General features: G+C 73.6%; 6 protein-coding genes. 2 read left to right on the top strand and 4 right to left on the bottom strand.

The window, feature by feature from the left end; genetic code table 11:
- Positions 1–140 precede the first annotated feature (140 nt).
- Together IE311_RS03625 and IE311_RS03620 are read left to right on the top strand one after the other, a co-directional pair.
- A complete protein-coding gene (locus IE311_RS03625) occupies positions 141–1,838 on the top strand; it encodes an ABC transporter ATP-binding protein (RefSeq protein ID WP_189830050.1) in 1,698 nt (565 codons plus the stop codon).
- A 74-nt stretch (positions 1,839–1,912) separates the two neighbouring features.
- Positions 1,913–3,742, top strand: a complete 1,830-nt coding sequence (locus tag IE311_RS03620) for an ABC transporter ATP-binding protein (protein ID WP_229901695.1) — start codon at positions 1,913–1,915, stop codon at positions 3,740–3,742.
- Between the two features lie 218 nt (positions 3,743–3,960).
- On the opposite strand, the gene IE311_RS03615 is transcribed toward IE311_RS03620, so the two are convergent.
- The 4 genes from IE311_RS03615 to IE311_RS03600 all read right to left on the bottom strand — a co-directional run bounded on the left by IE311_RS03615 (position 3,961) and on the right by IE311_RS03600 (position 21,166).
- A complete protein-coding gene (locus IE311_RS03615; RefSeq protein ID WP_189830048.1) occupies positions 3,961–4,170 on the bottom strand; it encodes an MbtH family protein in 210 nt (69 codons plus the stop codon).
- Positions 4,167–18,464, bottom strand: coding sequence for a non-ribosomal peptide synthetase (locus tag IE311_RS03610; protein WP_189830047.1), 14,298 nt, complete (start codon positions 18,462–18,464; stop codon positions 4,167–4,169). The genes IE311_RS03615 and IE311_RS03610 overlap by 4 nt, the downstream gene beginning before the upstream one ends.
- A 131-nt stretch (positions 18,465–18,595) precedes the next feature.
- Positions 18,596–19,657 carry an iron-siderophore ABC transporter substrate-binding protein gene (locus IE311_RS03605; protein ID WP_229901694.1) on the bottom strand — a complete coding sequence of 354 codons (1,062 nt, stop codon included), beginning with the start codon at positions 19,655–19,657 and terminating at the stop codon, positions 18,596–18,598.
- A gap of 111 nt (positions 19,658–19,768) precedes the next feature.
- Positions 19,769–21,166, bottom strand: a complete 1,398-nt coding sequence (locus IE311_RS03600) for a lysine N(6)-hydroxylase/L-ornithine N(5)-oxygenase family protein (protein ID WP_189830046.1) — start codon at positions 21,164–21,166, stop codon at positions 19,769–19,771.
- Between the last annotated feature and the right edge of the window lie 235 nt (positions 21,167–21,401).

The raw sequence follows: 21,401 nt of genomic DNA, 5'->3' as shown, positions 1-21,401 counted from the left end.
AACGCGCCGGACAGGACCCGCCCGGCACCCCATCCGAGGCCTCCCCCGGGCCTCCCCACGGCCCGGCCGGACCCGCCCGACCCCGGTCGAACTCAGAGTAGGCTTACCTAACCAATCATCTGCTTCCGTGAAGGAGTCTCATGCCAACGGGCGGACCGACGGGGGGACTTGTCCTCCGCCAGGCGATCAGAGGACAACGCCGCCGAGTGATCACGGCGTCTCTGCTCGGTATGACCCACCAGGGCTGCGAGGCCCTGGTGCCGGTGGTCATCGGCGCCACCATCGACACGGCAGTCGCCACCGGCTCCTCCTCGGCGCTGCTGCGCCTGCTCATCGTCCTCGCGGTGCTCTTCCTGGTCCTGTCGACCTGCTACCGCGTCAGCGCCAGGATCACCGAGGGCAGCGGGGAACTCGCCGCGCACCGGCTCCGGCTCGACCTGGCCGCCCGGGTGCTCGACCCCCGGGGCGGCGCCGACGCGAACCGCCTCCCCGGCGCGCTGACCAGCATCGCCACCAACGACGCCCGACGCGTGGGCTCGGTGGCCACCGTCATCGCGTACGGGGTGTCGGCGGTCGCCGCCCTCGTGATCAGCGCCGTCGCGCTCCTCAGGATCTCCGTCCCCCTCGGCCTGCTCGTCCTCCTCGGCATCCCGCCGCTGCTGTGGCTCGGCCACCGCATCAGCCGGCCGCTCGAACAGCGCAGCGAGGCCGAGCAGGAGCGGGCCGCCCACGCCTCGGGCGTCGCCGCCGACCTCGTCTCCGGACTCCGCGTCCTCAAGGGCATGGGCGCCGAGTCGGCGGCCGTCGCCCGCTACCGCACCACGAGCCAGGACTCGCTGGCGGCCGCCCTGCGGGCCGCCCGCAGCCGGGCCGGACACGAGGGCGCGGTCCTCGCGCTGACCGGCGTCTTCATCGCCGTCATCGGTGTGGTGGGCGCCTATCTCGCCATGGACGGCACCATCAGCGTCGGCGACCTGGTCGCCGCCGTCGGCCTGGCGCAGTTCCTCCTCGGCCCGTTCCAGCTGCTCGGCTACGTGAACGCCGAGCTCGCCCAGGGGCGTGCCTCGGCCAAGCGGATCGCCGAAGTGCTCGCCTCGCCCGAGGCCGTCGGGAGCGGTCACGACGCGCCCGCCGACGGGGCCGCCGGACATGTCGCCCTGCGCGGAGTGACGCTCGGCGCGCTCCGGGGCGTCGACCTCGAACTGCCGGCCGGCAGCCTGACCGGGATCGTGGCCCGGGACGCCGCCGCCGCCAACGACCTCCTCGTCTGCCTGGCCCGTGAGGCGGACCCCTCCGAGGGCGCCGTCGATCTCGACGGCACGCCGCTGACCTCGCTCGACCCCGACGCGCTGCGCCGGGTCGTCCTGGTCGCCCACCACGACGCCGATCTCTTCGAGAGCACGCTGCTCGACAACGTCCGCGCCGGGGCCGCCGACGACACCTCGGCCGTCGAGCGGGCCCTCAAGGCCTCGGCGGCCGACGACGTCGCCCGGCTCCTGCCCGACGGCGGGGACACCCTCCTCGCCGAACGCGGCCGCTCGCTCTCCGGCGGTCAGCGCCAGCGCGTCGCCCTCGCCCGCGCGCTCGCCGCCGACCGGCCCGTACTCGTGCTGCACGACCCGACGACCGCGGTGGACACCGTCACCGAGTCCCACATCGCCGCCCGGCTGCGTGACGTCCGCCGCGACCGCACCACGGTCCTGGTCACCACCAGCCCCGCGCTCCTCGCCGTGACCGACCGGGTGATCGTCCTGGAGGACGGCGCCGTCCGGGCGACCGGCCGCCACACCGAACTCCTCGCGGCCGACGCGACGTACCGGGCGGCGGTGCTCGCATGACACCCGCCGACGAGACACGGACCGACAACCGGCCGCGGCGGGACGCAGGACGGACGAGAGAGACGGAGAAGACCATGAGCGGAACCAGCCCGGACCGCGTGCTCCTGCCGACCGCCACCGGCGCCGAGTCCGTCGCGGCGCTCCGCACCATGCTGCACGGCCATCGGCTCCTCGCCGTGGTCTCGATCGTCGTCCTCGCCGCCGGCACCGCCGTCGGACTGCTCACCGCTCCCCTGCTCGGGCACATCGTGGACCTCGTGGTCGACAAGAAGGGCGCGGCCGCGCTCACCCTCCCGCTGGTCCTGCTCGTCGTCGTCGCCGTCGCGCGGGGCGCGGCCGCGGCCGTCGGCAGCACGCTCGTGGCCCGGCTGGGCGAGACCGTCCTGGCCGCGCTGCGGGAGCAGTTCATCGAGCGGGCACTGCGGCTGCCGCTCGACCGGGTCGAGGCGGCCGGCTCGGGCGACCTGGTCTCCCGGGTCACCAGCGACGTGTCGATAATCGGCAAGTCGGTGCGCCAGGCACTGCCGGAGTTCAGCCGCTCCGCCCTGACGATCCTGCTGACCTTCGTCGGACTCGCCGTCCTCGACTGGCGCTTCCTGATCGCGGCGCTGCTCGCGTCCCCGGTCCAGGTGCTCTCGGTGCGCTGGTACATGCGCCGGGCCGCGCCCGTGTACGGCGAGCACCGGGTCGCCACCGGCGCCCTGCAGCACCAGCTGCTCGACAGCGTGGGCGGCGTCCGGACCGTACGGGCCTTCCGCCTGGACGACACCCACGCAGAGCTGCTGGAGCAGCGGTCCGCGGCCGCCCGTGACCTGGGCCTGCGCGGCATCCACATCGTCACCGGGTTCTTCTCCCGCCTCAACCTCGGCGAGTTCATCGGTCTCGCCGCGATGCTCGCGACCGGGTTCGTCCTGGTCGACAACGGCTCCGTCAGCATCGGTACGGCCACAGCCGCCGCGCTGTACTTCCACAGCCTCTTCAACCCGATCAACGCGACCCTGTACCTCCTGGACGACGCCCAGTCGGCGGGGGCGAGCTTCGCCCGCCTCGTCGGCGTGTCGAACCTCCCCGCGGAGCGTGCCGAGAGCGAGGCGTCCGACCTCGCCGACGGATCGGTCGAGGTGTCCGGGCTCAGCCACGCGTACGGCTCCGGCGCACCGGTCCTGCACGAGGTCGAGCTGCGGGTGCGGAGCGGTGAGCGGGTGGCCCTGGTGGGCGCGAGCGGCGCCGGCAAGACCACCCTGGCCAAGCTCGTCGCCGGCGTCCACAGCCCCACCGGGGGCTCGATCGCCCTCGGCGGGGTCGACACCGCGGAGCTCGGCCCGGCCGGGGTCCGGCGCGCGGTCGCGCTGATCAGCCAGGAGGTGCACGTCTTCGCCGGAACCCTCGCCGACGACCTGCGCCTCGCCCGGCCCGACGCCGACGACGAGCGGCTTCGCGCGGCGCTCGACCGTGTCGGCGCGCTGGAGTGGGCCGAGGCGCTGCCCGAGGGCCTCGCCACGGTCGTCGGGGAGGGCGGCCACCGGCTGACGGTGACGCAGGCGCAGCACCTGGCCCTGGCCCGGCTCGTGTTGGCGGATCCGCCGATCGCGATCCTCGACGAGGCCACCGCCGACGCGGGCAGCGCGGGCGCGCGGGTCCTCGAGGAGGCGGCGGCGCGGGCCCTGGAGGGCCGCACGGGGCTGCTCGTCGCGCACCGGCTGCCGCAGGCCGCGGCCGCCGACCGGGTGGTCGTCCTCGACCAGGGCCGGGTCGTGGAGACCGGCACGCACGAGGAGCTGGTGGCCGCGGGCGGCCGGTACGCCGTCCTGTGGGCCGCCTGGTCGGCCAGCCGCCAGGAACCCGGGGAGCAGGTGCCCCGTCCGGCACCGGACCCGGACGAGGCGGTCTCCCCGGTCGTCTGAGACCGGTGGCCCCGACCGGGGACCGAGGTCACGGCCGAAGGGGGCGGTACGAGGCGCGTCGTACCGCCCCCTTCGTGCTGCCCGCGCCGGTCCGAGGAGCCCGCACCGGTGGCGGGGCCTCGGCCCGCGCGGGAGCCGGGCAGTCACGTACGCCGCCGCCCGCGAGAGGGAATCCCCTCGCGGGCGGCGGCGGTGGTGGCGCGGGTGGAGCGGCCGGGTCAGTCCTGGACGGCGATCAGGCTCGCCGGGCGCAGGTCGGTCCAGTGGGACTCCACATAGGCCAGGCACCCCTCACGGGTGTCCTCGCCGAAGACGGTCCGCCATCCGGCGGGAACCTCGGCGAAGGAGGGCCACAGCGAGTGCTGGTTCTCGTCGTTGACCAGAACCAGGAAGCGGCCCTGCGGGTCCTCGAAGGGGTTGGTGCTCATGCGTTGTCACTCCTCTTGTGGGTCACGCCGAACAGCTGGGACAGGGGCTGTCCGGAGTCGTCCGTCACGGTGCGCAGCAGGGTCGTGAGTTCTTCGGCGAGCCGGTGCGCCTTGGCCGGGCCGAGCCGGTCGGTCGCGTGGATCAGGCCGCAGTGGACGGGTCCGTCGCCCCGGGGCTCGTAGAAGCTGAGGGTCAGCTCCGCGCGGGTCGAGCCGGTCGGTACGGCGACCAGGTCGCCGACACCGCCCTCCAGGCGTTCCAGGTCCGCCTGCTCGTGGTGGATCACCATCACCTGGGGCCCCTCGGGCCGCAGCCCGGCCGCCTCGACGACCTCGTCGAAGGGGACGTCCTGCCGGTCGAGGGCGCTCAGAGTGGTCTCCCGTACCCGGGTCAGGAGCTCCGCGAAGGTCGGGTCGCCGGCCGTGTCGGTGCGCAGCACCACCGTGTTGAAGAAGCACCCCACGAGGTCGGCGAGCTGGTCGTCGGCGCGTCCGGCGACCATCGTGCCGATCGGCAGGTCGGTGCCGGCGCCGTGGGCGGTGAGCAGGGACGCGAGGGCCGCGTGGAGCACCATGAACATGCTGGTGCCGGTGGCCCGGGCCAGCCGGTCGATGTCCGCGTGGAGCCGCTCGTCGAGGACGAACTCGACCACTCCGGCGGCCTGCCGGCTCCCGGGGAGGGTGTCGGAGGTGTGCGCCTCCGTCGGCAGGGCGAGTTCGCGCGGCGCGTCCTCGAGGGTCGTGCGCCAGTACGCCAGCTGCCGACCACCGCGGCTGTCCGGGTCGGCCGGGTCGCCGAGGACCTCACGGGCCCAGCGGGTGTAGTCGCCGTAGCCGACCGGGAGCGGGCGCCACTCGGGCGCCCGGCCCGCCGTCCGCGCGCCGTACGCCGTCGTGAGGTCGCGGAAGAGCGGCACCACCGACCACTCGTCGACGGCGAGGTAGTGCAGGGTGAGCAGCACCGCCTGGGCGCCGTCGGCGTCGGTGAGCAGCCGGGCCCGCAGCGGGGCCTCCCGCTCCAGGTCCGGTGCTCCGGCGGCCAGTTCGGCCAGGCGGGCGTCCAGGTCCGCGCACCGCTCCACGGCCAGGGCCGGAGCCGCGACGGCCCGTCGGACCGGCCTGCCGTCGACTTCGCCGAAGGCGGTGCGCAGGGGCTCGTGGCGGGCGGTCACGTCGGCGAGTGCCGCGCCGAGCGCCTCGGCGTCGAGGCCGCCGGCGGAGCGCAGGACGAGCGCGTGGTCGAAGCCGGGGTTCCGGCGGTACGCCTGCCACTGCCACTGCTGTACGGGGGCCACCGGCAGGTCCGTGCCGTCGGCGGCGCCGGGCTCGGCGGGGCGCAGGGCGGGCCGGGCGGCGCTCGCGCCGTCCAGCTTGCCGGCGATGCCGGCGACGGTCAGCGCGTCGAAGACGTCGCGGATGCTCAGCTCGACGCCGAACTCGGCGCGGATGCGGCCGAGGAGCCGCATGGAGGCCATGGAGTGACCACCGAGCGCGAAGAAGCTGTCGTGCACGCCGACGCCGTCGAGCTTGAGGATCTCGCAGAACAGCTCGGCGATCCGTGCCTGCGTCCCGGTCGCGGGCCGGGCGTCGCCGGTCATGGCCGACCAGTCGGGCGCGGGCAGCGCCTTGTGGTCCAGCTTGCCGTTCGGGGTGAGCGGCAGCGGGCCGTCGAGCGGGACGACGAGCGCGGGGACCATGTACTCGGGCAGCAGGGCGGCGACATGGGCGCGCAGCTCCTGCGGGTCGAGTTCCCGCTCCGCGCCCGTGCCCGGCTCGGGTACGGCGTATCCGACGAGGCGGACGATGTCGCCGTCGCGGTCGGGCAGGACGGCGGCCTGGGCGACCGACGGGTGGTCCACGAGGGCGGCCTCGATCTCGCCGAGTTCGATGCGGAAGCCCCGGATCTTCACCTGGGTGTCGACCCGGCCGAGGAAGTCGAGGTTCCCGTCGGCGCGCCAGCGGGCGCGGTCACCGGTGCGGTACATACGGCTGCCGGGTGCGCCGTAGGGGTCGGCGACGAACCGCTGCGAGCTGAGGCCGGCCTGTCCGAGGTAGCCGCGGGCGAGGCCGCGCCCCGCCACGTACAGCTCGCCGATCACGCCGGGCGGGACGGGGCGCAGGTGCTCGTCGAGGACGTAGCAGCGGGTGTTGGGGTCGGGACGGCCGATCGGCACCCGGCCGGTGGCACGGCCGCCGTGCTCGCGGGCCGGCCAGAGGGTCGAGTTGACGGTCGCCTCGGTGAGTCCGTACGCGCAGATCAGGTCGGCGGTGGCGCCGAAGCGTTCGAAGAGGTCCGGCGGCACGGTCTCGGTGCCGACGAGGACGGTCGATCCCTCGGGCAGGGTGCAGCCGGCCGGCAGGGCCGACACCAGCGACGGCGGCAGGATCATATGGGTGATCCGCTGGTCCGCGAGGAAGTCGGTGAGGGCGGGTCCGGCGACCCGGGCCTCGTCGGTGATGAGGACGAGCCGGCCGCCGTGGCAGAGCGCCATGGCCAGCTCGAAGGCGAAGACGTCGAAGCCGATGGACGCGAACTGGAGGACGCGGCTGTCGTGTTCCAGGCCCATCCGGTCGACGGCGGTGGCGACGAGGCTGGCGATGCCCTCGTGGGGGACGACGACGCCCTTGGGCCGGCCGGTCGAGCCGGAGGTGTAGATCACGTAGGCGGCCTGGTCGAGTCCGGCGGGACCGCCGGCCGGCGGGGTCTCCGGCAGGGCGGCCAGTTCGGCGGCGGTGTCGGGCGCGTCGAGCAGCACCACCGGGACTCCCGCGACGTCCGGGATCTTCCCGGCGACGGGCTCGGTGCCGACCACGACGGCGGCGCCCGAGTTCTCGATCATGTAGCTGAGCCGGTCGCCGGGGTGGACGAGGTCGAGCGGCAGGAACGCGGCGCCCAGCTTCAGGGCGGCGACGACCGTGGCGATCATGTCCACCGAGCGCGGTACGGCGACGCCGACGACGCTCTCGGCGCCGACCCCGCGGGCGGCGAGCAGCCGTGCGAGGCGGTTGGCACGGGCGTCGAGCCGGGCGTAGGTCACCGAGCGGGAGCGGTCGACGACGGCGACCGCGTCGGGGCGCTCGGTCACCCACCGGGCGAAGAGCGCCGGCAGGGTCTCCTCGTCGACCTCGCGGGGCGGACCGTTGAAGCCCTCGACGACGAGGCGCTGCTCCTCGTCGGTGAGGATCCGGGCCCGGGACAGCGGCTGGTCGGGGGCCTCGACGAGCGCCCCGACGAGTCGGCGGAGGCGGCCGGCGATGTGTTCGGCGGTCTCGTGGTCGAAGAGTTCGGTGGCGAACTCCAGGCGGCAGCCGAGGGAGTCGCCGGCGCCGTCGGCGGTCGTGTGCTCGGTGAAGCTGAACACGAGGTCGAACTTGGCGGTGCCCGTCCGGTGCGGCAGGTAGCCGGCCCGGAGTCCGGGGAGACGCAGCGCGTCGTCCGTGCGGGCGTGGTAGCCGACCATCACCTGGAACAGCGGGTTCCGGGAGAGGGAGCGGGTCGGGTTGAGCTTCTCGACGACCGCCTCGAAGGGCACGTCCGCGTGGGAGAAGGCGGCCAGGTCGGTTTCCCGGACCCGGCCGAGGAGCTCGGTGAAGCTGGGGTCCCCGCCGAGGTCGGTGCGGAGCACCAGCGTGTTGACGAAGAAGCCGACCAGTTCGTCCAGGGCCTCGTCGCCGCGGCCCGCGATGGGCGCGCCCAGGGGGATGTCGGTGCCGGCGCCGAGGCGGTTGAGCAGGGCGGCCACGGCCGCGTGCACGACCATGAACATGCTGGCGCCGGTGTCGCGGGCGAGTCGCCGCAGGCCCTCGTGGACCGTGGGGTCGAAGGTGAGGTCGAGTTCGGCGCCGGTGAACGCGGGGCGGGCGGGCCGCGGGCGGTCGGTGGGCAGCTCCAGTTCCTCGGGGGCTCCGGCCAGGGCCGTCCGCCAGTGCTCCAGCTGCCGGGCGGCGAGGCTGTCGGCGTCGGCCGGGTCGCCCAGCAGCTTCTGCTGCCAGAGGGCGTAGTCGGCGTACTGGACGGGCAGCGGCTCCCAGTCGGGCGCGGTGCCGCCGAGCCGGGCCGTGTAGGCGGTGGTCAGGTCCCGCAGGAACGGGCGGTCGGACCACTCGTCGGTGGTGATGTGGTGGAGCAGCAGGACGACGACGTGTGCGTCGGGCGCCACCTCCACGACCGTGGCGCGGATCGGCAGTTCGGCGGCGAGGTCGAACGGCCGCTGGACGGCGGCGTCGACGATGCCGGGGATCTCGTCCTCGGTGGCGCGCAGGTGTTCCACGACGGGGGCGGCCGAGCCCGCGGGCAGGATCCGCTGGTACGCCTGGCCGTCGCGCTCGGTGAAGAGGGTGCGCAGGGCCTCGTGGCGATCGGTCACGTCGGCGAGGGCGGTGCGCCACGCCTCGCGGTCGAAGGTGCCGTTCAGCCGCATGACCAGCGGGAAGTTGTACGCGGCCGAGGTGCACTCGATCTGCTGGATGACCCACAGGCGCTGCTGGGCGTGCGAGAGCGGCAGTTCGTCGGGGCGTTCGGCGGCGACGAGCGCCGGGCGGGCGACGCCGCGCGAGGCGGCCGCGCGCTCGACGAGCTCGGCGACGGTGGGTGCCTCGAACAGGTCGCGGATGGCGAGCTCGGCGTCGAGCGCGGTGCGGGCCCGGCTGACGAGCCGGGTCGCGAGGAGCGAGTGTCCGCCGAGCTCGAAGAAGTCGCTGTCGATCCCGACGCTTCCCCCGGGCAGCCCGAGGACCTCCGCGAAGAGCCCGCACAGGGTCTCCTCCCGCGGGGTGCGCGGGGCGCGGCTGGTGCCCGTGCCGGTGAGGTCGGGGGCGGGCAGGGCCTTGACGTCCAGCTTGCCGTTGACGGTCAGCGGCAGGGTGGTCACGGGGACCAGGGCGGACGGGACCATGTAGTCGGGCAGGCCGGCCTTGAGGTGCTCGCGCAGTCGCTGGACGAGGCTGTCGTCCTCCTCGGCGCCGGGTGTGCCGTCCTCCCGTGCGAAGTAGCCGACGAGGCGCTTGGTGCCGGCGGTCTCGTGGACGACCACGGCGGCGTGGGCGACCTCGGGGTGGTCGGACAGGGCCGTGGAGATCTCGCCGAGTTCGATGCGGTAGCCGCGGATCTTGACCTGGTCGTCGGTGCGTCCGAGGAAGTCGAGGAGGCCGTCGGGGCGCTGCCGTACGAGGTCGCCCGTGCGGTACATGCGCTCGCCGGGCTCGCCGAAGGGGTCGGCGACGAACCGTTCGGCGGTCAGCCCGGCCCGGTCGTGGTAGCCGCGGGCCAGGCCGGTGCCCGCGATGTACAGCTCGCCGGGGCAGCCCGGCGGAACGGGGCGCAGCATCGCGTCGAGGACATGGGCGCGGGTGTTGCGGATGGGCCTGCCGACGGTGGGTGTCGCGCTCTCGGTGGTGGAGCCGCCGAGGGTGTTGATCGTGTACTCGGTGGGGCCGTACAGGTTGTACCCGTATGTGCCCTCGGTGCGGCGCAGTTGCGTCCAGACCGTGTCGGATACGGCCTCGCCGCCGAGCAGGACGAGCGCCGGGCGGTGCTTGCCCGCGGCCTCGTCCTGATCGAGGAGACCCTCCTCGATCAGGAGCTGGGCGTAGGTGGGCGTCACGTTGACGACGTCGACGCGGTGTTCGTCGCAGTAGGCGACCAGGGCTTCCGCGTCGCGGCGGAGTTCCTCGTCGCAGACGTGGACCTCGTGCCCCTCGACGAGCCAGAGCAGCTCCTCCCACGACATGTCGAAGGCGAAGGAGACGGTGTGCGCGATGCGGAGACGCCGCCCGCCGGCCGAGGCGATGGCCGGGTCGAAGATCTCCTTCTGGTGGTTGAGCTGCATGTTCGTCAGGCCTCGGTAGGGCGTGACGACGCCCTTGGGGCGGCCGGTGGAGCCGGAGGTGTAGATGACGTACGCGGGGTACTCCAGCCGGTCCGGCACCCCGTGGGCGAACCCGGGCCGCTCGGCGTCGGTGATCCCGTCGCCGGACAGCGCGGCGAGCTCGGCGGTCACGTCCTCGTCGTCGAGGAGGAGTTCGAGGGCGACGGGGCCGTCCTCGCGCCGGAGCGTCGGGGCGACGGCGGTGGTGGACACCAGGCAGAGCGGTCCGGTGTCCTCGGCCATGAGCCGCAGCCGGTCGGCCGGGTGGTCGAGGTCGAGCGGCAGGTACGCGGCGCCGGTCCGCAGGACGGCGAACAGCGCGGCGACCATCTCGATGGACCGGGGCAGCGCGAGCGCCACGACCTTCTCGGGCCCGGCTCCCCGGGCGAGCAGCAGCCGGGCGAGCCGGTTGACCTGAGCGTCGAGTTCGGCGTACGTGAGGGCGCGCTCGCCGAAGACCAGTGCGACGGCGTCGGGGGTACGGGCGACCTGGGCGGTGAGCATGTCGGCGACGGTCTCGTCCGGCACCGGCTCACGGCTCGCCTCCCGGCCGGTGGCCAGGGCGGCGCGCTCGTCCGCGAGGAGCAGGTCGACGCCGACGGTGCGGGCGGACGCGGCGTACGGCCCGGCGAGGGCCTCGCCGAGGCGGTCGAGGACCGTGGTGAAGCGGCTGAGGATCGTACCGGCGGCCTCGGCGTCGAAGAGGTCGGGCCGGGCGGCGAGGGTGACCCGCAGCCGGGCTCCGGGCGTGACGATCAGCGTGAGCGGGAAGTGGGTTCCGTCCACGTTCGACACGTCGGTGATGCCGTGCCGCTCGCGGAGGGCGGCGGCCCGGTCCTCGCCGTCGGCCGAGCGGAGCACGAAGAGGGTGTCGAAGAGGCGGCGGTGGCCGGACTCCTGCTGGAGGGTGCCCAGTCCCACGTACTCGTACGGCATGACGGCCGCGCGCTCGGACTGCATGCGGCGCAGCAGGTCGAGCAGGGGCTCGTCGGGGGCGAAGGCGACCCGGGCGGGGATCGTGTTGAGGAACATGCCGATGATGCCGGCCACGTTCGGCACGTCCGCCGGGCGTCCGGCGACGGCCGTGCCGAAGGCGACGTCGCCGCGGCCCGTCATGGCCGAGAGGACCAGGGCCCAGGCCGCGTTGAGGACGGTGTTCAGGGTGAGTCCGTGCCGTCGGGCGACGGTCCGCAGCCGGTCGCCGGCCTCCTGGGTGAGGAGGGCGTCGAAGTCCACGGGTATGACGGGGCCGGTGTCGCGTCCGGAGGGGGCGAGCAGGGTCGGCTCGTCGAATCCGGAGAGCGCGCCGCGCCAGGCGTCGAGGGCGACGGTGGTGTCCTGCGCCTCCAGCCAGGCGAGGTGGTCGCGGTACGAGCCGGGCAGCGGCAGACCGGTGGGGTCGCCGGCCCGCTCGTACAGGGTGAAGAGCTCCTCCAGGAACAGCCAGGCGGACCAGCCGTCCCAGAGGATGAGGTGGTGGGTGACGACGAGCCGGTCGCGGCCGTCTCCGAGGCGGATCAGGAGCAGGCGGCAGAGCGGTGCCGCGGACAGGTCGAAGCGCTGCCTGCGGTCGGCGGCGAGGAGTTCCTCGGTGCGGGTCCGCTGTTCCTCGGCGGGCAGCCCGGAGAGGTCGGCCTCGACGAGCGGGATCTCGGCGCCGTCCACGATGAACTGCACGGGGCGGGGCAGGCCGTCGCTGGTGAACCCGGCGCGCAGACCCGTGTTGCGCTCCAGGAGGGTCCGGCAGGCCGCGCGGAGCCGGTCGGCGTCGATCCGGCGGTCGAGGTCCAGGGTCTCCTGGGACTGGTAGACGTCGAGTGCGTCGCCCGCGTCGTAGGTGGCGTGGAAGTACATGCCCTCCTGGAGCGGGGAGAGCGGCCAGACGTCCGCGACGGGAAGGCCGGCGACGGCGTGGACGCGCGCGGTCTCCTCGGCGGTCAGCTCGGGTCCGCCCAGGGGCGCGGGGGCCGGGGGCTCCGGGGCGGCCGGGGCGGCGGCGGTCAGCTGGTCGAGCAGGGCCCGGAGGGCGGGGTCGACGGCTGCGCCGGACTGCTGCTGGAGCGCCAGGACGGCCTGGAGGGCGGCGGCTGCCTGCCCGGCGTCGGAGGCGGAGACGGTCACACCGTCTGAGTGCACGGGTACCTCGGCTGTGTCGGGTGAGTCGGGGGTCGGGGGTGTTCCGGCGTCCCCGTGGGCGGCCGCGGCGGCGAGGGCGGCCGGGGTGCGGTGCTCGAACACGTCGCGGGGACTGAGCGTCAGACCCTTCTCCCGCGCGCGGGTGGCGACGGTGATCGAGCTGAGGCTGTCGCCGCCGAGCATGAAGAAGTCGTCGTCGGCGCTCGTCCCGGGGACGCCGAGGACCTCGCCGAAGATCTCGCAGAGCGCGCGTTCGCGGTCGTCGCGGGGAGCGCGGCCACCTGCCCGGGGGGCGGTCTCGGGTGCGGGCAGGGCGTTCTGGTCGAGCTTGCCGCTGGGTGTCAGCGGCAGTTCGGCGAGGACGACGACGGCGCTCGGCACCATCGCGGCGGGCAGCGCCTCGGTGAGCGCCGTGTGCAGGGCCTCGGAGCCGGGGGTGGTACCGGGGGCGGGGACGGCGTAGCCGACGAGGGCGCCGTCGCGGACGATCACGGCCGCGCGGGCCACGCCGGGCAGTGCGGCGAGGGCGGTCTCGATCTCGCCCAGCTCGACGCGGTTGCCCCGGATCTTGACCTGTCGGTCGGTGCGGCCGAGGTACTCGACGGCTCCGTCGGCGCGGCGGCGCACCAGGTCGCCGGTGCGGTACATCCGCTCCCCCGGTGCCCCGAACGGGTCGGCGACGAACCGGTCGGAGGTGAGACCGGGGCGGTCGTGGTAGGCGCGGGCGAGCTGGACGCCGGCGAGGTACAGCTCGCCGGGCACGCCGTCCGGGACGGGGCGCAGGAACGGGTCGAGGACGTGCAGCCGGGTGTTCCACACGGGCCGGCCGATCGGAACGGCCGGCTCGGTGCCGCCCTCGTACGGGAAGAAGGTGACGTCGACGGCCGCCTCGGTGGGGCCGTACAGGTTGTGCAGCGGTACGGCGGGGCGTCCGGAGCGGGAGGTCAGCTCCCACCAGCGCCGGGCGTCGGCGCCGGTGAGCGCCTCGCCGCTGCAGAACACCCGGCGCAGGCCTGCCGCCCAGTCGGGGGCGTCGGGGGTGGCCTCCATGACCTGGACGAACGCGGCCAGCATCGAGGGCACGAAGTGGGTGGTGGTGACGGCCTGTCCGGCGATGAGGCCGGCCAGGTACGCGGGGTCTCGGTGGCCGTCGGGGCGGGCGAGGACCACGGTGGCGCCCTCGGTGACCGCCCAGAAGAACTCCCACACCGACACGTCGAAGCTGGACGGGGTCTTCTGCAGGACCCGGTCGTCGGCGGTGAGTCCGTACGCGCTCTGCATCCAGGCGAGCCGGTTGACGACGGCCCGGTGGGTGACGGCGACGCCCTTGGGGCGGCCGGTGGAGCCGGAGGTGTAGATGAGGTACGCGGGGTGGTCGGGTCCCGCCGCTCGCACGGGCGTGTCGGGGAGGGTCTCCTCGGGCTCCCCCGCGCCGACGAGGAGGTGTTCGAGGCCGGGGGCGGCGGGGAGCCGTCCGGCGGACTCGGCGGTCGTCACGACGAGACGCGCGCCCGAGTCGGCGAGCATGAACGCCACCCGGTCGGCGGGGTAGTCGAGATCGACGGGCAGATAGGCGGCGCCCGCCTTGTGGACGCCGAGGAGCGCGACCATCAGTTCGGCCGAGCGCGGGACCGCGACGGCCACGTACCGCTCCGGTCCCGCGCCGCGGGCGCGGAGTCGCCGGGCCAGGGCCTCGGCCCGCCGGTCGAGTTCGGCGTAGCTGAGGGTGGTGTCGTCGAAGACGACGGCGGGGGCGTGCGGGGTGCGGGCCACCCATGCGGCGAAGAGCGAGGCCAGGGTGGCCTCGGGGACGGGGTGGGCGGTGGCGTTGAGCTCCGCGAGGTGCTCGCGCTCACGGGCCGAGAGCAGGTCGGTGCGGGCGACGAGGCGGCCGGGTTCGGTGACCACGGTCCGCAGCAGGGCCGTGAACCGGTTGGCGAGGACGGCCACCGCCACCTGGTCGAGGCGGGCCGCGTCGTGCTTGAAGCGGAGCCGGAGGCCGGCGTCGGTGGGCTCGACGACGAGTGCGAGCGGGTAGTGCACGGCGTCGAAGACCTCGGCGCCGGTGATGCGCATCGCGTCGGCCGCCCGTCCGGCCGACTGGTCGCCGGTCGGGAAGTTCTCGAACACCACGAGGGTGTCGAAGAGTTCGCCGCCGCCCGCGGTCCGCTGGATGTCGGCGAGGCCGAGGTGGTGGTGGTCGAGGAGGGCGGAGTGCTCGTCCTGGACGCGGCGGAGCAGCTCGGTGAGCGTCTCCTCGGGGCGCAGGGTGACGCGGGCGGGGACGGTGTTGATGAACAGGCCGACCGCGGAGTCGAGCGCCTCGACCTCCGTGGTCCGTCCGGACACGGTGGTGCCGAAGACGACGTCCCGGCCGCCGGTGAGGCCGCCGAGGAGCAGTCCCCACACACCGTGGAAGACGCTGCTCGGGGTCAGGCCGTTCGTCCTGGCGTACGCGGTCAGCGCGTCGGTGAGGTCGAGGGGCAGACGGGTGTCGACGTGTTCGGGGCGGGTGGGGGCCGCGCCGTCGCCCGGGGCGGCGAGGGCGGGGAGCCTGGTCGGGCCATCGAGGCCGGCGAGTGCCCGGCGCCAGGCCTCGCGGGCGGTGTCCCGGTCGCGGCCGGCGAGCCAGGAGAGGTACGGCTCGGGGGCCACCGGATCCGGCAGTGCGACGCCTCGGCAGGCATCGGTCAGTTCCCGGAGCAGGACCGCGACGGACCAGCCGTCGGCGACGATGTGGTGCAGGGTGAGCAGCAGCCGGTGGCGCTGTCCGTCCTTGACGAGCGTGGCGCGCAGGAGCGGCGGCCGCGCGAGGTCGAACTGCTCGGCGCGGTCGGCCCGGAGGATGTCGTCCAGGCCGGTCACGGCGGTGTCGGCCTCCCGCCAGGGGAGGGTCACCCGTTCGGCGAGCCGCTGGACGACCTCGCCGCCGGGCAGCTGGCGGAACGAGGCGCGCAGCAGCGGATGCCGGTCGAGGAGCAGTTGGAGCGCGGAGCGGAGGCGGTCCGGTTCGACGGTCCCCGTCAGGTCGAGGAGTTCCTGGACGAAGTAGAGGTCCGCGGCCCGGCTGTCGAACGCGGCGTGGAAGAAGAAGCCTTCCTGGAGCGGGGAGACGGGCAGCGCGTCCGCGTCGAGCTCCACCCGCCGCCGCACCGGGGCCGTGACGGTCTCGCCGGCGCTCCGGGCGAGGGCTGCCACGGTCCGGCTCCGGAACACGTCGCGCGGGGTGAGGGCGAGGCCTGCCTCGCGGGCGCGGTTCACCAGCTGGATGGCGACGATGCTGTCGCCGCCCAGTTCGAAGAAGCTGTCGTGGACCCCCACCGTCGGCAGACCGAGGACCTCGGCGAACAGTGCGGCGAGTGCGGTCTCGGCCGGGGTGCTCGGGGTGTCGGTGCCGGTCAGGGACGTCCAGCGGGGCTCGGGCAGGGCCTTCGCGTCGAGCTTGCCGTTGGGGGTGAGCGGGAGCGGGCCGTCGAGGACGACGACGGCGGACGGCACCATGTGGTCGGGCAGGGCGTCGGTCACGCGGGCGCGTGCGGCCGTCACCGCCGTGTCGGTGTCCGGGTGGGCGTGCTCGCCCTCGGGGACGAGGTAGGCGACGAGCCGCTTCGCGTTCCGGTGGTCCTCGCGGACGAGGACGGCGGCCTGGGCGATGCCCTCGCAGGCCATGAAGGCGCTCTCGACCTCGCCGGGCTCGACGCGGTGACCGCGGATCTTGATCTGGCCGTCCGCGCGGCCGAGGAACTCCAGGTTGCCGTCGGCGCCCCAGCGGACCCGGTCGCCGGTGCGGTACATCCGGCCGCCGGGCTCCCCGTACGGGTCGGCGACGAACCGCTCCGAGGTCAGCGCGTGGCGTCCCAGGTAGCCGCGGGCGAGGCCGCGCCCGGAGACGTAGAGCTCTCCCTCCGTGCCGACGGGGACGGGCCGCAGTGCCGTGTCGAGGACGTAGGCGCGGGTGTTGGGGTCGGGCTCGCCGATGGGGGCGGGGCCGGGGCGGTCGGGGTCGGCGAGCCAGAGGGTGGAGTTGACCGTCGCCTCGGTGAGTCCGTAGGCGACGACGACCCGGAGCCTGCCGCCCCAGCGGGCGATCAGCTCGCTGGGGACCGCTTCCGTGCCGACGATCAGCACCGCGCCCTGGGGGAGTTCGCACTCCTGCGGCAGCGCGGAGACGAGCGAGGGCGGAAGGATCATGTGGGTGGCACGGTGCCGCGCGATGTAGTCGGTGAGCGCGGGGCCCGCGACACGGCGCTCGGCGGGCACGACGATGATCCGTCCGCCGACGCACAGCGACATGATCAGGTCCCAGACCGTCACGTCGAAGCCGACGGAGGCGAACTGCACGACGCGGCTCTCGGCGGTGATGCCGATCCGCTCGGTGGCGGTGGCGACGAGGCTGCCGACGCCGTCGTGCGAGACCACGACGCCCTTGGGGCGGCCCGTCGAGCCGGAGGTGTAGATGACGTAGGCGGCCTGGTCGAGGGCGACCGGCGGGCCGGGTTCGGGGTCGGTCGCGGCGGCGAGGGCCTCGACGGTGGCCGGGTCGTCGAGCAGCAGCTGGGTGACCCCGGCCGTCTCCGGGAGTTCGCCCGCGAGTTCGCCCACGGTGACGACGGTGCGGGCCCCGGCGTCGGACAGCATGTAGGCGATGCGGTCCCGCGGGTGATCGGCGTCGAGCGGCAGATAGGCGGCGCCGGCCTTCATGACGGCGAGCAGCGCCACGACCAGTTCGGGCGAGCGGGGCAGGGCGACGCCCACGACGTCCTCGGTGCCGACGCCCCGGGAGCGGAGCAGCCTGGAGAGCCGGTCGGCCGCCTCGTCGAGTTCGGCGTACGTCAGCTCGCGGTCCTCGCAGACGAGTGCGACGGACTCGGGGGTGCGGCGGACCTGCTCCTCGAAGGCGGCGGGCCAGGACAGCTCGGGCGACTCGCACGGTGCGGAGCCGAACTCCTTGAGAAGGACGGCGCGTTCGCTGTCGGAGGTCAACTCGATCCGGCCGACGGGGAGGTCGAGGTCGCCGGCGAAGGTGTGGAGGAGCGCGAGGAAGCGGCGCTCGTGGCCGGCGAGGGTGGCCTCGTCGCAGACGTCGGCGTCCGCGTCGAGGTGGAGGGCGTGGCCCCGGCCGCCCGCGCGCTCGGCGAAGCTGAACGCGAGGTCGTTGACCGGGCCGAGCCAGACGGGCCGCAGTTCGGTCGCGTGGCCGCCGAAGTCCAGGTCCTCGGAGCGGGGCAGGACGTTGACGGTGGGGCCGACGAGTTCCGGTACCCCGTCGACGAGGCCGAGTTCCCTGGCGAGGTCCTCGGCGCGGTAGCGGCTGTGGCCGACGGCCTCGCGCACGGTCTCGCGGACCTGCGCGACGAGGGCGCCGCCGGTGGTGCCGGGGCGGACGTCGAGGCGCAGCGGGACGATGTTGGACACCATGCCGGGGACACGGGCGGAGACCTCGTCCTCGCGGGCGGCGACGGGCAGCCCGAGGACGAGGTCCTGCTCGCCGCTGACGCGGTGCAGATAGGCGGCGACCGCGGCGAGCAGGAGCCGGGAGACCCGGACGCCGGTGGTCGCGGCGGCGGTGTTCAGCCGCTCGACGGTCTCCGGGGGCAGCTCGGCGGTGCGGCGCAGCCGTCGGGTCATGGGGGTGGCGGCACGGTCGACGAGCCGTACGGGCTCGGTCCGGCCCGCCAGCCTCTCCAGCCACCAGGCGCGGTCGGAGGTGTGCTGTTCGGAGGCACGGTAGGCGCGGTCGGCGGCGACGAGGTCGGCGAGGGACCAGTCGTGGCGTGCGGGCACCTCCTCGGCGGAGGTGTAGTACTCGCCGGCGCGGCGGGTGATGAGGGCGACCGCCATCCCGTCGGCCACGATGTGGTGGTAGCGCTGGACCCAGAGGACCTGGTCGTCGGCGAGCCGCAGCAGGGCGTGGGCGAAGGGGGTGTCGTGGGCGAGGTCGACGGGCCGCTCGCGGTCGGCGGCCGTCCACGCGGCGGCGGCCTCCTCGGGGTCCTCGGCGGCGCGCAGGTCGACGACGGTGACGTCGACGGGGGCGGTACGGGAGGTCTGGCGGGGTCCGTCCTCACCGGGGGTGACGCGGATGTGCAGGCACTCGGCCTCTTCGACGGCCCGGCGGACGCCGGCCGTGAGGCGTTCGAGGTCGACGGCGCCGCGGAGGTGCAGCGCGAACACGATGTTGTAGGCGGAGCTGTCCGGTTCGAGCTGCTGGGCCAGCCAGATGCCGGATTGCCCGCCGGTGACGGGGAGGCCGGAGGTGGTGTTCCGGTCCGACGGCTCGACGTCAAACATCGTACGAAGTGGCCTTTCCCTGGGGGTGCGTGGCTGGCGGTGACGGCACAAGCGCCGACGGCGTGGCGAGAGGTTCCGCCACGCCGTCGGTCGGGCCAGCTCCTGGCTGGTGGCGCGTCAGCTGGTGGGCGTCACTTGACAGCCGCGAGAAGCGGCTCGATCTCGTCGATGGCGTACGGGATCGACAGAACGGTGTTGAAGGAGAACGCGGCGCCGATGTCCGGGTTCTGGTACGGCACGAACAGGTCGCGCTTCTCCTGGTTGACCTTGAGCTTCTTGTAGAGCGGCTCGGCCTTGATGCGGTCGTTGGCCTCGGTGCTGGAGGTCACCCAGACGAGCCGGTCGACGTCGAGGACGTTGAGCTTCTCGGCGCTGAGTTCGGCGACGTTGAAGCCCGGCTTGGCCAGGGTGTCGATCTCCGGCTTGAGCTTGAAGCCGAGCTCCTGGAAGAAGATCGACTTGGGGTCGGTCTTCGTGAACGCCGAGTACTTGCCTGCCTCGAAGCTGTCGGCGACCGCGAGGGTCTTGGTGGCCCACTCGGGGTGCTTGTCGCGGGCGGCCTTGAACCGGGCGTCGATGTCCGCGATCAGCTTGGTGGCCTCGGCGTCCTTGCCGAGCGCCTTGCCGATCTGCTGGGTCATCGTCTGCCAGGGGGCGCCGTAGTCCGGGTGGTCCTTGGGCTGGGCGACGACCTTGGTGAACTTGGAGAGCGTGTCGTACTGCTCCTTCTTCATCCCCGAGTACTGGGCGATGACCAGATCCGGCTTGAGCGCCGCGATCTTCTCGATGTTGTACTCGTCGCGCTCGCCGACGATCTGCGGCTTGTCCGAGCCCCACTTGTCCTTGGTCCAGGGCCACTTCCCGTACGGCGTCTCCTTGAACCAGTCGACCGCGCCGGCCGGCTTGACGCCGAGCGCGAGCACCGCGTCCTGGTCGGAGAGGCCGAGGGTGACGATCGTCTTCGGCTCCTTGTCGATCGTCGTGGAGCCGTACTTGTGCTCGACCGTGACGGGGAACGCGGCGGGCTTGGAACCGCCGTCGGACGCGGCCGAGGAGGTGGTGGCGGACGGCGACTCGGACTTCTCGGTCCCTCCGCCGCAGGCGGCGAGAGCGAGGGCCGCCACCGCGAGGACGGCCACACGGGGAGCGGATCTGGCGAACCGCGCCAGAGCGGGACGTGTACCAGCGGACACGGACGTTCCTTTCGGGGGATGCACGGTGCTGCCCTGCCCGCCGGGAGCGGACGGTGCCGCCGGGCGGGAAGTGGCTTTTCTTGCGTGGGGGGTGGGACGGGGGGGGTGACGCTAGCGGGGCGTGCCGACGCCGTCGACCAGGGCGGCGCTTTCGACGGGGGCGGCGGCGGTGCTGTCGGCGACCTCTTCGGACGCGGCGCCGGCGCCGGTCTCCCCGGCCCGGTCGAGGACCGAGGCGAGGATCTCACCGACCCTGATCGCGGTGTTGGAGAGCAGCGAGGACGTGATGCCGTGGGTGTGCTCGGTGCCGCCCTGGAGGTAGATCCCGCACCGGAGTTCGGGGTCGGTGGCGAGGCGGTAGTCCCGCTCGACCCGGACCCGGCCCCGCTCGTCGCGGTGGCAGCGGTCGCCGACCGGACCGAGGAGGCCGAGGGGTTCGGCGGGGGTGTAGCCCGTGGCGTAGACGACGACGTCGGCTTCGAGGACGGACTCCTCGCCGGTGACGAGGGAGGTCACGAAGGCACGGACCTTGTCCGGGCCGTCCTCCACGCCGGTGAGCCGGGAGATGTTGATGAAGCGCAGCCGCTCGGTGCCGAGGACCTTCTCCTGGTATGCCTGCCGGTACAGGTCGTCGATGAGGTCGATGTCCACCACGGAGTAGTTGGTGTTCCCGTGATAGTCCATCAGCTTGCGCTTGATGTCGTCGGGAGCCGTGAAGTACTCGTCGACGGCCTCGGGGTCGAAGATCCGGTTGGCGAAGGCGCTGTCGTCGGCGGGGCTGTATCCGTAGCGCGAGAAGACGGCGCAGATCTCGGCCTCGGGGAAGCGCCGGTGCAGATAGGCGACGTTCTCGGCGGCGCTTTGTCCGGCGCCCACGACGACGATCCGCTCGGGGTTCGTCCCCTCCAGGCCCTCGACCTTGGCGAGCAGGTCGGAGTTGTGCCAGACGCGGTCGCTCCGCTCGACGCCCTCGGGCATCTTCGGGCGAAGTCCCGTACCGAGGACGAGGTTTCGGGCGCGGTGGACGACCAGCTCGTCTCCGGAGCGGGCCGTCACGTCGAGGTACTCCACGACGCCGTCGCGCTCGACGGGCTCCACGGAGATGATCTCGTGGCCGTACGAGACCATGTCGTCGACCTTGGACGCGGCCCACTCGAAGTAGTCGTGGAACTCGACGCGCAGCGGGAAGAGGTTCTTGTGATTGACGAAGTCGATCAGCCGGCCCTTGCTCTGCAGGTAGCAGAGGAAGCTGTATTCGCTGGTCGGGTTGCGGAGCGTCACCAGGTCCTTGAGGAAGGACACCTGCATGGTCGCGTCGTCGATCAGCATGCCGCGGTGCCAGCCGAAACGCGGCTGACGCTCGAAGAAGTGGGCGGTGACCGCTTCCTGCCTTCCGACGCGTGCGTTGTGCTCGCTGAGCGCTATCGCCATGGCCACATTGGACGGCCCGAAGCCGATGCCTATGAGGTCGTGGACCAGAGGTGCGTCACCAGGAGGAACCTGCGACATGTCACTCCCATCGTGCGGGAAAGAGGCTGAGGGGGAAGGGGGCATCGGGCACACCGGTGGTGCCGGCAGCCGAGCAGAACTTAGGTAAAGCTAACCTGATCTGACGATGCTGTCGACGGGGCAAAGCGGACATGCCGAAGAAGTGCGGCCCGAACAAGCGCATAAATCAAGCCAGTTGCACTGTTAGGTAAGCCTTGCTTTACTTGCTGACGGTCAATCGCTCTTCCGAGGAGGA

It is taken from the genome of Streptomyces zaomyceticus (assembly GCF_014656215.1).
GTDB lineage: Bacteria > Actinomycetota > Actinomycetes > Streptomycetales > Streptomycetaceae > Streptomyces > Streptomyces zaomyceticus.
This window is presented reverse-complemented; position numbering and strand designations above follow the sequence as displayed.